This window comes from Cyclobacterium sediminis, assembly GCF_054781075.1.
In genome coordinates, this window is the sequence record NZ_BAAGVC010000001.1 from 115,041 (window position 1) to 130,225 (window position 15,185).

The following is a 15,185-nucleotide window of genomic DNA, read 5'->3' on the forward strand; positions in this document are numbered from 1 at the left end:
AGATTCCAAGGAATTAAGGTAGGTAAACCTGTTTTGCCAAGGGATGTATGGATCTGGCATAGCGGTGCTTTATTCCATATGGGCGATTGCACACAGTCTTCAGGGTTTCCATTAAAAGGTTGATTTGACTTTTAGATTGGATAAGGTTTTTCCTTAAAGGTTAGAAATTGAAATGGCACCAAAAGGCTAGATGGCTATAATTTGACTTAGGGTAAATGAATTTGAAACTGTCTGAAGGACCAAATAATATTTTTGAAGATTCCATTTTCCCATTTATTTATCCAATTGAATAATTACTCTAGTTCCTTAAGGGAAGTTGGGGGGGTGTTCCATTGGGTAGTGTGGATTGGTTTACAGTTGGTCTAACCAATTAGTTTTTTTACTGATCAACCTATAAAATCAAATATGGAATGGTTTCATTTTAAGCTGTTCAATTAAGCAAAAGTTGCTATTTGTGGATTTGAATTCATTATTGGGCAAGTGGCTATTTTAGTTTTTTTTTTGTTAATTGAGCTAGGAAAATTGTAGGGCTGGTTTTGGTCCTATAAGTCAATAGGTTTAATATCCTTTTTTACCTTTTTTCAATAGTATTAGGTGGACTTTTTCAAGGTCTGTGCATAATTATTGGAAAAAGGTAATTCTTTGGGGTTAATTGTCAATGAAATTATAGTGAACTCAAAATAATTATTTAACCGATCAATTATGACTGAAAAGAAAAAATCCTCACTGTCCAGGCGGAAGTTTATGGGTACAGGTCTGCTTAGCGCGGCAGGAATTGGGGTTTTGCCACAAATAAGTCTTGGCAAAGAAAGTTACAATAAAAAGGAAGCCAATGAAGTATTACGTTTGGGATTCATTGGTCTAGGTAGACAGAGCAATGGTTTACTTGGTAGCTTTATAAAATTACCTAATATCGAAGTAGTTGCCGGCTGTGATGTGTATGGTGACAAGCAAAAGCGATTTTTAAATCGTACAAATGAGTATTACAAAAGCAAAGGGAAAACTGTTGAGGTAGAAGTGTATGAAAATTACCATGACCTTCTTGCAAGAAAAGATATTGATGCAGTGGTGATAGCAAGTCCGGATCATTGGCACGCTTTAATGGCAATAGATGCGTGTAAGGCCGGCAAAGATATATATTTGGAGAAACCCTTGACTTTTACCATCAAGGAGGGTCAGGAATTGGTTAAAGCTGTGCGCTCAAATAGCATTGTTCTGGCCACAGGAAGTATGCAAAGGTCTTATGACAATTTTCAGCATGCGGTTAAAATGGTGCAAAAGGGAAGAATAGGGAAAATCAAGAGAGTGTATGCTTGTGTAGGTGGACCTCCTAAACCTTATGATTTGCCCAAAGAGGAGATCCCTGCAAGCCTGAATTGGGACATGTGGTTAGGTCCATTGGCAGCTGATATACATTTTAATAATGATTTAAACCCACCCATTTCCATTAATCCACCGGAAAATGAAAAAGTTTGGGGAGCATGGCGTTGGTATAAAGAAACGGGAGGTGGACTGACCACCGACTGGGGTGCACATATGTTTGATATTGCGCAATGGGCTATTGGAATGGATAGAAATGGTCCAATAGAAATTATTCCTGCAGGATATCAAGACACTGAATATTTAACATTCATTTATCCAAATGGTGTCACTGTAACAGAAGAACCTTTTGATAAAAAAGAGACCAGAGGATGTAAATTCGTTGGTGAAGATGGTTGGATAGAAGTGTCCAGGTCTCATTACAAAGCCTCTGATGATAGCCTATACCCATTGATAGCTGAAGGCGATGATCTAAGAGGTGGTGGAGGTACAGCCCACCATATAGATTTTATAGAGTCTGTAAGAAGAAGAAAAGACCCTATCGCACCGGTTGAAGTTGGTCACAGTACCTGTACTACTTGTAACCTTGGCAATATAGCGTATGATTTAGGACGTCCATTAAAATGGGATCCGGTCAATGAGAAATTTGCTGCTCCCGATCCTGAAGCGGAGAAACAACTTCATAGATCTTACAGGCCGGGTTATAGGCTTTAAGGAATAAAAAAGCGAAACTATTCAAGTTTCGCTTTTTTTATTGTGTACCTGTACAAGCCTTTTTTCGAGTTCATTTTCCTGAGGTAGTCCCTAATGTACTATGGTTTAGTTTAAATTAAGAGACTGAGGTCCAAATTCCTCATATGAAATGTCCGATACAGCCACACCTTTGTCTATCAATATTTTATACTGTTGGGCAATAAAACCGGCAGGACCACAGATGTAATATTGAGATTTTTTTGGTATTGGGTCAATTTTGTTGAGATCCAAGGGGCCTTGGATTACCCCGTCTTTTTTATCCTTTTCTGTCAATGCATCATAGAAAATATGTTGTTGCATATTAGGGTAGGTTTCAGCTATTTTATAAACATCTTTTTTAAAAGCATGAACAGTTTGATTTCTACAGGCATGTAGCCAATAAACCTGGGAAGATTGATTTGGGAGAAGTGTTTGTAACATGCTAATTAGTGGCGTGAGACCTACACCGCCACTGATAAAAGTGATGGGCGTACCTTTTTTCGGGTTTAAGGTAAAATCGCCAACAGGTGCAGTCAGGTAGACCGGATCACCAACCTGTATTTGGTCATGTAAAAAATTGCTGATCATTCCATTGACATTCAGTTGAAGGTTAACTTCTTTCTTTACAGAAATGCGGTAATACTGTTCATTGGGAGCACTAGATATACTGTATTGCCTGGCCTGATTTAGACCCAATTCCGGCAAGAATACTTTGAGACTAATAAACTGGCCGGGCAGGTGCTTTACGACTTTTCCCCCATCGCTTGGATATAGGTAAAATGAGGTGATTTCATCTGATTCTTTTACTTTTTCCTTTACTTCAAATGGTCTCCAGCCTGTCCAACCTCCTATTTTTTTTGTTTGGGACTTATAGCAGTCGGCCTCAATCCCTATCATCAGTTCAGCTAATTGGTTATAGGCGATTTCCCAAGCTTCCAGAATCTCTTGGCTGGCTGCCTCACCAAGTACCTCTTTAATGGAAGCAATAAGGTGATTGCCAACAATAGGGTAATGTTCAGGACGAATATCTAAACTGACATGTTTGTGGCCTATTCTTTTTAGCTCAGGTAACAATACGCCCGGGTTGGCAATATTTTCTGCATAGGCCAATACCGCCATGGCCAATGCATTTTGTTGTTTTCCGGACTTTTGGTTCCCCATATTGAAGGTATTCTTCAGGTCAGGATGATGTAAAAACATCCTATTATAAAAATGGGTGGTGAGGGTCAATCCATGTGCCCTAAGAATGGGAATGGTAGCAGTAATAAGTTCTCGTTGGTTCTCGTTCATCGTGAAAATATTTTGTTGAAACCTCATGCAATTTGCTGAGGAATAGCATTTACTATGGTTTCCCAAAGGTATAAAAAATAATAAAAGATAAAAACATCTTTATATCTTAAATATTGCCAAACCATTTCAAATCACCCTGTATTTCTTTGAATTTAAACCAGGCTAAACATTGGTTTGAGGGTTTTCTAAATAAGGTAATAAAATGATTTTAAGGTTTTTATATGATTTCTAGCATAGATAAAAAATACTGAAGGATTGGTTTTATCCTTCAGTATGTATGCTAATAAAAATAGAAGATGTTTTTATAGTTTGATGAATCCTATCGTATTAAATAAAAAGTAAGTGGAGCTTGCTGCCTGGCACAATGCCTATTGGATTTAGGTATTTTGCTTTACACTCTATTGAAATATTTCTATTCAAATAGTTTAAAATCCTTTCTTGTTTTCTACTTAATAAATCACCTTTGGGTCAGTAACTTTTGAACCATGGGCAATAGAAATTGATACATTCTATAATTCCCCAGATCATTAAAATGTGTTCCATCAATCGTGGCTTCATTGTCTTGACCGATCAGGTCTTTATTGGTTACATAGAAGAGGTTTTTATTTTTATTGTCGAGGTAGACTTTTTTCAAGGCATCGTTCTGTGCTTGTATATAAGACAAGGTACCGAATGTAGATGGATCATTTTCCTTAAAATAGGCGTAATCCCTGACAATACTTTCCACCAATATTATGGGTATAGAGTCATTTACTGATTGGATATATGCCAATGTCTCAGGAAGATTGGTTAATATGGTATCAGGGGCTGAATTTGGGGTGCAGTCCAGAATGATTACAGAGGGATTGTCAGGCATGATAAATTGGGCCACTTCTTTTTCAAATCTTCCATTTCCACTAAAGCCAAGGTTGATCACTTCTTTATTGATTTTTCTTCCTAGCAGAGCGGCATAGGTAAGTCCAGGCCTTGAAGCAGAAGCACCTTGGGTGATGCTGGTACCATAAAATATGATTGGATTTTCTTGATCAATAATATCCTGCCCGGGCTTGTCAATTGTTGCATTTGACTCGACACCGATTTCAATGTTCTCTACACCTTCGTAGAGTGGCAGGTTTAATAAATATTCTCGGTTTTCTTTTGTCATGTCGGCGATGACTGTAGTCTCATTCACTACTTCTTTACCGGGTATGGCTACCCCCACAAATTGCCATCGATCTTTTGTATACGCGTATAGGTCCAATCCATTGCTAGCAATTGGAGTCATGTTTCCTTTTACACGGTTGTTTTTTAAGGTCCATCGGACTTTAATGATCGAAGAGTTGCTGGAAAACCTAATTGCCAGCCCAGCAGTGTTTTTTGACAGGGACCAAACTGAATTTCTTACTGAAGATTTAGCCGCTTCGGGTAGTCTGTTGTAGGTTTTTGTTTCAGACATTTTACCTAAGATTTCAAAATGCGTGGCATTATAATAGGTTATTTCTGGTAAATCATTCATTTCCTGTTTTAGGTTTAAATTAATACCATATGTGGAAGGAATCACACCAATAAATAAGTAGAGCCAATTGGAAAAATTTAAAATTTTCAAAAAAATTGTTTTATTCAATTTCATAGAGTTTATTTTTTACCTCGCCCACAATATATTAATAAAAGTCGATTAAGTGTTAAGCGTTTTTTTAGTTTAAATTTTGGGTTCAACGCAATTTATATTATCGGATTATGCTGGATGTTAACGGTAACATTTAGAATAATGGATTAATCTTATAATTATTTATTGATAAATCATAAATGAAAAATTGTTGCATGAGTGTTCAATATTATAGTTTTGATGTTGAAGGTAAAACCAGAATTATTTATTTTTTTTCCTTGAATCACCTTATTTAAAATTTTTATTGAAGCAGATTGGAATTGGAAATAAAATTTAAAATTATTAACTAGTGCTTCAACTGGTAAATAAATGTTTAATCAAAATTAAATTATGTTAATGAAGAAATGGAAGTAAAGAGTGCCAACCCTCGAAAACCAATACTAGGTCTAAGTGCTGAATATTTGGTAATGAAATTTTAAACACTACAAAATCAAAAAGATGAAGAATGAGAAAAATCTACTAAAACTAAATCCTGAAAGGCAAGTAAAATTTACTTGGATTCAGGTGCTTACACTTACCTTCTTACTTATCTTATCACCATTTGTAACTCAGGCGTTTGCCGAAATGACCAACCTTGTTCCGGATGAAAAAGCTGAGTTTTTGGTAGTGACCGGTAAAGTGACAGATTCTAATGGAGAGCCTCTACCCGGGGTTACAATAACAGTGAAAAGTTCTAATATAGGTACGGTTTCAGACATTGAAGGAAACTATTCGATAGATGTTGCTGAAAATGCGATACTTGTGTTTTCTTATATCGGTTTTGAATCCCAAGAAGTAAATGTCGGAAATCAAAGTACCATAAATATTACCCTAAATGAGGATATAGGGGATATGGATGAATTTGTAGTAACCTCTTTGGGTGTACCTAAAGAACCTAGAGCGCTAGGTTATGCCACTACTACCATTAAATCTCAAGAATTGGTAAAGGTGGGTACTCCAAATATTGCTACTTCTTTGTACGGGAAAGCACCCGGTGTTAGAATTCAATCCGGTGCTGGTGGAGCTACTTCGGCTGTTAATATTACCATCCGTGGTATCAATTCCATCACAGGAAGAAACCAGCCTTTGATTATTTTGGATGGTGTGCCTATCCGAAATGAAGAGGTGACGAATAATAATTACTGGGGTGACCAGAGATTGCGTGGAAACGGGCTTCTTGACATCAACCCGGAGGATATTGCAGAATTGACAGTACTTAAAGGAGCCTCTGCTGCGGCACTTTATGGATCTGAAGCGGTGAATGGAGTGATCATGATTACCACGAAAAAAGGATCGTCCAAAGGATTTAGAGTGGATTTTAATGCCAATATTTCCATGGACAAGATCGCCTATTTACCAAGGTACCAAAACGTAAGAGGACCCGGTGCTCCAAATCATGTTTTTGATGTTGGTCAGAATGAGGACGGTTTTTTCACTTATGAAGATGGAACTCTCGGCTTACCAAGTACTAGCTTAAACTTTGGGCCTAAATTTGACGGCCGCATGGTATACGGCTGGGATGGGGTAGAGAGACCTTATGTGGCACAGGAAGATAGTTATGCAGCTTTATTTAATAATCCGGTAAATTCACAAGTAAACGTTGCCATATCCAATTCAACCGATGTCGCAGATTTTAGATTATCCTTAACACGTCAGGACAATGAAGCGCTAAGTTTAAACTCTAAAAACAGCAAAAATATCGCTAACCTGAATTCAACATTCCGAATTTCAAAAAAGGTGCGTACTGACCTGATGATAAATTACATCAACCAGTACACTGCAAACAGACCCTATTCTGTTGACCGTCTGATTAATAATTTTGGGGGTATGATGTCCCGCTTTGATAATGGAGCCTGGTATCTGGATAAGTACAAGACCAGTAGGGGTTACCGTTATGTGACAGGGAATGGTCAGAGTTTAACTCCTGATGAAAACATAACCAGAAACGGATTTATGGGTGCCATAGGGGACTATGTTTGGAGGGTGAACGAACACCAGGCTTCAGAACTAAGTAACCGTGTAATTGGTAGTATTACCAACCATTACGATATCACGGATGAACTATTTTTGAGGGCAAGGTTATCAACAGATTTCACTTACCGAAAAAATGAAAATGAGACTTCTTCTACACGACCATTGGCATTTGGACCTTCCGGTGGCTTTAGTATGTCGAATGAAATCTTTAGCATTTTATATGGAGACTTGTTACTAACTTATAGAAAGAAACTAACTGATGAGGTGACATTAAGTGCCATGGCAGGATACACAGCCAATAAAGAATCCTATTCTTCAATTTCCAGAGGAACAAATGGTGGCCTAAGCACAGAGAACCTATTTGATATTGTGGCTTCTGTCAACCTTCCAAATAATGGTTCTAGAAGAACTTCACAAGTGATAGATGCTGCACTTGGAACGGTTAATTTCGATTATAAAGGGTTTTGGTTTTTAGAAGGGACGATCCGACGAGACCGTACGTCTACTATGAATCCGGATAACAATGCATTTGTTTATCCTTCTGCCAATACCAGTTTTATTCTTTCTGATGCCATTGAAATGCCAGGATTTATTAACCTTGCCAAATTTAGAGGTTCCTGGGGTATAGTGGGTAATTATCCGGATGTTTATAGGGCTAATATTGCCTATAACCAAAATACTTTGGGAGTTCAGCAGACTGGCGGATCACCTGTTTTATATACAAACATTTCAAGTAGTTTTGGTAATGACTTGATCAGGCCTGAGCAAAAGCACGAATTTGAATTAGGCTTCGAAAGTAGATTTCTTCAAGGAAGGTTAAACCTTAACTTCTCTTACTATAACGCACAGATTAGAGATCAAATTCTGCCTTTAACCCTTCCATCTACTTCAGGTGCAAGTTCTGTTCTAGCCAATATTGGTACACTTAGGAATAAAGGGATAGAAATCAGTATTGATGGAACAGCTTACAAAAGCACTAATTTCGAATGGACAGCAGGAATTAATTTTTCACGCAATAAAAACGTGGTTGAGAAATTAGCCAATAATGCTACAGAGCTTTTGCATGCAGATTATGATGGCAATGCAGCCCAGTTAAGGTCTGTGGTGGGACGCCCCATGGGAGATTTCTATGCAAGACCTATTGAAACCAATAGCAATGGTGAAAAAATAGTTCAACCAAATGGATTGTATAAAATCGACCCTAACAGTTGGTTTCGTGCGGGAAATGCCATGCCAAAAGCAGTCGGTGGGGTGTTTAACACCTTAAGTTACAAAAACTTCACCTTTGATGTATTGGCTGATTTTCAAATTGGTGGGCATGTAATGCCAACAGGTGTGAACTGGATGATCAGTAGAGGGCTTACTGAGGAAAGCTTGAAATATATGGATACTGAAAGTGGAGGTTTGTCTTATTATGTAAATGCCGATGGGCAAGGTGTGCAGACTAGCGATGGTCAAGGGCCCAATGGAGAAGAAGTTTACCATGATGGAATGCTAATGGATGGAGTTACTTCAGATGGAAATCCTAATACCAACGTTATCTCACAAGCCTTGTATTACCAAAGTACCTACAACTGGGGAGGTCCACAGTATAGCCAGGCAAGGTATGAATTGTATATCAAGGAAAACACCTACTTTAAGTTAAGAGAACTATCTGTTGCTTATAATTTACCATCACAAATAGCGTCTAAGCTAGGTGCTTCTAGTATTCAGGTGTCAGCTTTTGGTAGAAACTTGTTTTTCTTCTACAGAAACTTAAAGGATCTGGATCCAGAAGTTCTTACAGGTGGTTCAAGGTGGTCACAAACACTTACCAGTGCAGGTACCAACCCGGCTACCCGAAGTATGGGTCTTATGCTTAGGGCAAGATTCTAATAGTTGTTTTCTCTAAAACTTAAGAAATTATGAAAAATAAATTAATAAGCTTTTTTCTTGTACTGATTGTAGGCATTTCCGGATGTGAATATTCGGAGTTTGAAGACAATTATGCTGACCCTTCAAAAGTGTCTGAAACCTCAGTAGATAAGCAGTTTACAGGTTTTATCATTTCCAATAGGGAGTATGTTCTTCCCAGTTACTGGAATTACTTTGTGGTGTTGAGGATTACACTCAACAGGTATACTCAGGCTGTCGGATGGGCCAACGAAGAAAACCAGTATGTGCCGGGTTCTGCGGCAATAAATGACAGGTGGAACAATTACTATCAGTTCTTGGCTCAATACAGAGAACTGGAAAAAGTGTACAATGGGCTTTCAGAGGTTGATAAGCAAGATAACAGAATCTATATGATCACAGCTGCTACTTACCTTTATGATCATACACAAAAAGTAGTGGATCTCCATGGAGCCATTCCTTTTTCTGAAGCAGGAATGTTAAGTACCAATGGTGGTGATTTCAGCCAGTCTTATCCAGGATATGACGAACCGGAAGCCATTTACACCAAGATGCTTGATGATCTTGCCGGTTTTGCGGATGAATTGAGAACAATGGATATTAATCCTGGTATCCTTACAGGTTTTCAAACCCAAGATTTGATCAATAGAGGGGATATCGATATGTGGTTGAAATACATCAACTCATTAAGGTTGAGAATGTTGAATAGGGTAAGTGCGGCTCCGAACTTTGCATCTAGAGCTGCTACAGAAATTAGTGAGATTTTATCTAATCCTACTAATTACCCCATTGTGACTACCAATGATGAAAATATTAGCTTTCGTATTTATCAATTAGGTACGCTGATAAGTGCAACCAGCTGGCAAGGAGGTTTGGAAGACTGGAATGGAAATGTTGCCGGGAAGGAAATCGTTGATCACATGCTTGATAACAATGATCCAAGACTTACTTATGTTTTCGAGCCTGGTGAAGAAGCAGAAGGTGAATATATGGGACTTGATCCATTATTGAATGGTTCTGATCAAACAGACCTAATTGGTACCAATACACTTACCATCTATAACAGGTCTACACTTAGCAGAAACCAGTATTTCCCTGGTATGTTAATCAATGCTTCTCAGGTTCATTTGATTGCTTCAGAATTCTACCTCAAAGAAGGACAAGATAGCAAAGCCATGATGCATTATGAAACGGCTGTTAAGGAGTCCATCGATTATTATGAAATGTTAAGGGATATGACCAATACTACGATTTCACCTGATCCGGTGGTTCCCTCAGAAGACGATGTGATGGCGTATTTGTCAGAAGAAGCTATTAGTTGGAGTATGGCTACTTCTGAAATGGAGAAAATGAAGTTAATCGCTAGACAAAGATGGCTTCATTATAATGTGGTACAACCTCATGAAAACTGGGCAGAAATCAGAAGGAACGACGTGTTGGGGCTTGAGTTTTGGGAGGATCAGTCTAACCAGCAATCTTTACCGCCTAGCAGATGGATTTACCCTGGATCTGAGCAAACTTATAATACCGAAAACTATGAGCGAGTTCAGGGAGATGATGTACTTTCGAGAGAACTTTTCTGGGATGTTGATTAACTGATAATAAATTTAAGAGCAATTGTTATTAAAAATTTGCTCAATAAAATAAAAAGGGAGGCTACTTTAGCCTCCCTTTTTATTTGGATCAATTGATTTATATGCCCCTCACCCTCATACAAGGGTTCTTTTATTACAAGCTGTACGTATTTTAGTTAGGGTTTGAAACTTTCTTTTCCCAGGCTTTTAACGAACTGGATAGGTTTTCGAATATTTCAGGATGTAAAGATTTTTTATTTTCCTTTTCACCAATATCTGTAGCAAGATCAACAAGCATTCCTTCTTTGTTTTCTTCATCAAATAAAATTTTCCAGTTGCCTTTTCTAGCAGCCTTTGCTTCAGGAGTTTTCCAGAATATGGTTCTTTGAGGCATTGCTTTTCTTTGGGTGATTAGGTCCAGAAAGCTTGTTCCATCCAAGGCATTTTTTCCATTTTGATTTGGCATTGGACTGCCAATTATTTTCAGAACGGTAGGCAAGATATCCATACTCATCAACGTTTCGTCAGAAATTACGTTCTCCGGTATTTTTCCCGGCCAATAGGCAATGGCAGGCACCCGATGGCCTCCTTCATAAAGATCCCCTTTTTCACCATTTAACTTACCGTTTGACCCTACTTTAGGCCAGGTTTTGCCATCGTAATCCAGGTATTGCCCGTTGTCAGAAGTAAAGAATATAAAAGTGTTGTCAGCCAATCCTTCTTCTTCCAGAAACTGAACAAGGCGCCCAATATTGCGGTCCAAAGATTCAATCATTTCATGTACTACAGTGGGAACATCTTTTGGCTTATGAGGACCTAATTTGCTTTGCGTACCGGGTTTATTACTGGTGAAATCCTTTCCTTTTTCTCGCGTTTGTAGCTGCTCATCCTCAGGGGACTGCCAAGGAAAATGAACACCAAGATGGGCCAGGTATAAAAAGAAAGGTTGCTTTTTATGTTGTTTGATAAAGTTTATCCCATTTGAAGTGATCACATCTGTGGTATAGCCTTTTTGAAAAAATAACTGGTCATTGTGCCACCAGTCAGGGTAGCCGTAGCGATCGATTTTACTGAAATAATCCCCACAGCCGGAGGTGAGGCCTTTAAACTCATCAAAGCCAAACTTGGTAGGGTTGGCATCAGGATGATTTCCCAGATGCCACTTGCCATAATAGGCAGTGGCATACCCCGTTTCCTTCAGGTAGTTGGCGATGGTCTTTGGTTTGGCATGTTTGGCATCACTAATACCTTTTACCTTTCCTTTCCCCGGTTTTTGCCAGAATCCCGGTAATGGATCTTCTATGCCCACCCGCTGCTGATAGCGTCCGGTCAACAATGCGGCACGTGTAGGGGAACACATGGCGCCATTGCTGTGGAAATCCGTGAATAGCATTCCCTTTTGAGCCAGGCGGTTTAAGTGGGGTGTATTGGCTTCTCCACCATACCAACCACCTAAGTCGCCATAGCCAATATCATCTGCCAGAATGATGATGATATTGGGATGGGCAGAGTTTTGGGCATGGGTAGGAACAACAGCCACAGATAGATATAATAGGAAAATAAGGACAGAAATTCTTTTATTAGCCATTTTCTAGAGATAAAATTTAAGTGAAAGCTGTTTTGGCATATATGATAATACGCATTAGTGGATATTTAGGCCATTGTTAAAACTATTGAAAATGCGAGTCGAGGTATGGTTTTGATATAAATTTTCTATATTGGTTATTTATAAAATCTTAAAGAAACCAAACCATTTATGAACTTAAAATTACCAAGCCGATTAATCTATATCTTCGGCATGTTGTTCCTTTTGGCATCATGTGGCCCAAAAGAAATAAAAGAAGAAGCAAAAGCTGAAAATCCCAATATTGTAATTATTTATATGGACGATTTGGGGTATGGGGACATGAGTGCTTACGATGCCGGCACCTTGGAAACGCCAAACATGGATAAACTGGCAGAAGGGGGTGTGAAATTTACTGCCGGTTATGCTTCTTCCGCCACCTGCTCTCCCAGTAGATATGCCTTATTAACGGGGACTTATCCTTGGAGAAATAAGGACGCCAAAATTTTACCCGGAACAGCTCCTTTATTAATTGGAACGGAAGAAATGACCATACCCAAGATGCTAAAAAATCAAGGCTATGCGACCGCAGTGGTGGGTAAATGGCATCTTGGCCTTGGAGATGGTACTGTTAACTGGAATGAAAAGGTAAGCCCGGGTCCCAATGAAGTAGGTTTTGATTATTCTTATATTATGGCTGCTACGCAGGATAGGGTGCCTACTGTTTATCTTGAAGACGGAATGGTGCAAGGCCTGGATCCTAATGATCCTATTGAAGTGAGTTATAAGGAAAACTTTGAAGGAGAACCGACCGGAAAGGACAATCCTGAAATGCTCAAAATGAAATGGCACCATGGACATAACAATAGCATTGTGAATGGAATCCCAAGAATAGGCTTTATGAAAGGCGGGAAAAATGCACAATGGGTAGATGAAGACATGGCGGATCATTTTCTTGAAAAAGCCCAATCCTATGTGAAGGAGAAAAAAGACAAACCATTTTTCCTATACTATGCCTTGCAGCAACCCCATGTACCCAGAACACCGCATCCAAGGTTTGAAGGTAAATCAGGCATGGGGCCTAGGGGAGATGTTATCCTTGAAGCAGACTGGTGCATAGGGGAATTTATGAAAACATTGGAAGAGGAAGGTCTTCTAGAAAATACACTGATTATTTTTTCCAGTGACAATGGCCCAGTATTAAACGATGGGTATTATGATGATGCCGAAGAATTGGTGGGAGATCATACGCCGGCTGGACCTCTCAGAGGAGGTAAATACAGTTTGTTTGAAGCGGGAACAAGGGTGCCGTTTATTAGTTACTGGAAAGGAAAAGCCACACCGGGAACCACGGATGCCATGGTTAGTCAGATTGATATTTTTAACTCTTTGGCAGCTATTTCTGGAAGTCAGGAAAGGACTACAGATGGCAAGGATTTTTCTCAATTGTTCTTAGAAAATGATGGAGAGGGAAGAGATGCGTTAGTATTGGAAGCCACCACCCGCACAGCTTACAGAAAAGGAGATTGGGTATTGATTCCTCCCTATAAAGGCCCTGCCATAAATAAAATGGTGAATATAGAAATGGGAAATGATGCTGATTTTCAATTGTACGATTTAAGTACTGATTTGGAACAGCAAAATAACCTTGCCAAGGAAAATCCAGAAAAATTAAAAGAACTGTTAGAAGAGTTTATCGCCATCAGAGGTGAAGACTTTGTGGATACCAAAGGACTTGAATTGAAGTGATCCTGAATGTTTTCGTAATTTAGTTCTTAAGTAACAATAAATGACCAGATGCTAAATTTTAAATCTATTTTCCTACCCATTTTTGTAATTTGTTTGCTGGTGCCGGCACTGCTTCAGGCCCGGGAAAAACCTCAAGTGATTGTCCTAACGGATATAGGGGGAGATACAGATGATGAACAGAGCCTGGTCAGGTTTTTATACTATGCAGACCAGTTTGACATTAAGGCCATTTGTGCCACAAGTCGGCTGGGGCATGGTCAGGACATAAAACCGGAAATTATTCAGAAACAATTGGCAGCATACGGTGAAATTTACCCTAACCTTATCCTGCATAAGAAGGATTTTCCCCACCCGGATATACTGGCAAAATTGATCAAATCCGGTAGTGGTAACTCAGAGGCCCTTGGAGAAGGTCAGGATTCAGAGGCCTCTGAGGCCATTATCAAAATTGTGGATAAAAGCGAAGCGATGGTCCACATTCCAGTATGGGGTGGACTAAGGGAATTGGCTCAAGCCCTTTGGAAAGTTAAAAATACCCGAACTGAAGAGGAACTTGATGAGTTCTGCAAGAAAATTCAAGTGCATGCCATTGGTGACCAAGATGGCCATAGAAATTACCTATTAAAAAACTTTAAAGCCTTAAGATTTATAGCCAATGGCTATGCCTGGAATGGCTTTACCGGTATCAGAGAACTTTCGGCTTTCCGTGGCATGTACATGACGGGTAATCAGCACATGCAAGATGCGAATTGGGTTAAAAATAATATTCACGGCAATGGACCATTAAGTGATTGCTACCAGCTAAACGGTCATGGCACCAGCGGTATGAAAGAAGGAGACAGTCCCTCTTTTCTTGGCTTAATTTCCAATGGATTGAATGTCTCGGATCATCCGGAATGGGGAGGCTGGGGAGGTCGGTACAGGTTATTGTTCAACCAATTGTACATTGACGCGCCTGATTTTATGGAAGGCACATTGAATGAAAGACATGGGGTGGCCCGGTGGAGAACAGCCTTTCAGTCAGACTTTATGGCCAGGGTAAAATGGGCCGTTTTACCTTATGAGCAGGCCAACCATAACCCTGTAGTTATTGTAAACGGACATGAGTCCGATACACCTTTATATATAGATGTGCTGCCCGGTAAAGAATTGGAGCTGGATGCCTCTGCAAGCACAGACCCGGATGAGGATGCATTAACCTACAGATGGTGGATTTACAATGAAATATTTCAACCTATCGGTCCGGTTATATTCAAACCTACTTCGGAAGACGCCAAAATTAAAGTGGAGGTTCCACCTTTGCCTCCGGGAAAAGAATTGCACCTTATTCTCGAGGTAACAGACAAGGGCCTACCTGCTATGACCAAATACAAGCGTGTTATAATTACTTCAACAATATGATTTAATCCATTATCTCATTTAATAAGGATACTTGATACTCCTGATTTTGTTCAGAGACCTCATT

Annotated in this window: 8 protein-coding genes; 5 read left to right on the forward strand and 3 right to left on the reverse strand. The window is 39.2% G+C overall.

Annotated features, from left to right (window positions below):
- Nucleotides 1–702: 702 nt before the first annotated feature.
- Nucleotides 703–2,034, forward strand: a complete 1,332-nt coding sequence (locus tag ACYVHJ_RS00460; RefSeq protein ID WP_339906064.1) for a Gfo/Idh/MocA family protein — start codon at nucleotides 703–705, stop codon at nucleotides 2,032–2,034.
- Between the two features lie 105 nt (nucleotides 2,035–2,139).
- On the opposite strand, the gene hmpA is transcribed toward ACYVHJ_RS00460, so the two are convergent.
- Nucleotides 2,140–3,342, reverse strand: a complete 1,203-nt coding sequence (hmpA, locus tag ACYVHJ_RS00465) for an NO-inducible flavohemoprotein (protein ID WP_460511579.1) — start codon at nucleotides 3,340–3,342, stop codon at nucleotides 2,140–2,142.
- Between the two features lie 457 nt (nucleotides 3,343–3,799).
- Entirely contained in the window at nucleotides 3,800–4,837 is a 1,038-nt protein-coding gene (locus tag ACYVHJ_RS00470; protein ID WP_460511581.1) for an SGNH/GDSL hydrolase family protein, read from the reverse strand.
- Between the two features lie 588 nt (nucleotides 4,838–5,425).
- Between ACYVHJ_RS00470 and ACYVHJ_RS00475 the strand changes: the two genes are divergently transcribed.
- Nucleotides 5,426–8,815: a SusC/RagA family TonB-linked outer membrane protein gene (locus ACYVHJ_RS00475; RefSeq protein WP_460511584.1), complete on the forward strand. Its 3,390-nt coding sequence runs from the start codon at nucleotides 5,426–5,428 to the stop codon at nucleotides 8,813–8,815.
- Between the two features lie 29 nt (nucleotides 8,816–8,844).
- Complete coding sequence (locus ACYVHJ_RS00480; protein ID WP_460511586.1) at nucleotides 8,845–10,428, forward strand: RagB/SusD family nutrient uptake outer membrane protein; 1,584 nt, start codon at nucleotides 8,845–8,847, stop codon at nucleotides 10,426–10,428.
- A gap of 151 nt (nucleotides 10,429–10,579) precedes the next feature.
- On the opposite strand, the gene ACYVHJ_RS00485 is transcribed toward ACYVHJ_RS00480, so the two are convergent.
- Nucleotides 10,580–11,995: an alkaline phosphatase family protein gene (locus tag ACYVHJ_RS00485; protein WP_460511588.1), complete on the reverse strand. Its 1,416-nt coding sequence runs from the start codon at nucleotides 11,993–11,995 to the stop codon at nucleotides 10,580–10,582.
- Between the two features lie 168 nt (nucleotides 11,996–12,163).
- Here ACYVHJ_RS00485 and ACYVHJ_RS00490 point away from each other — a divergent pair, with 168 nt between their 5' ends.
- Both ACYVHJ_RS00490 and ACYVHJ_RS00495 read left to right on the forward strand, forming a co-directional pair.
- Nucleotides 12,164–13,720, forward strand: coding sequence for a sulfatase family protein (locus ACYVHJ_RS00490; protein WP_460511590.1), 1,557 nt, complete (start codon nucleotides 12,164–12,166; stop codon nucleotides 13,718–13,720).
- A 48-nt stretch (nucleotides 13,721–13,768) separates the two neighbouring features.
- Nucleotides 13,769–15,121, forward strand: a complete 1,353-nt coding sequence (locus tag ACYVHJ_RS00495) for a DUF1593 domain-containing protein (RefSeq protein WP_460511592.1) — start codon at nucleotides 13,769–13,771, stop codon at nucleotides 15,119–15,121.
- Nucleotides 15,122–15,185: the final 64 nt, after the last annotated feature.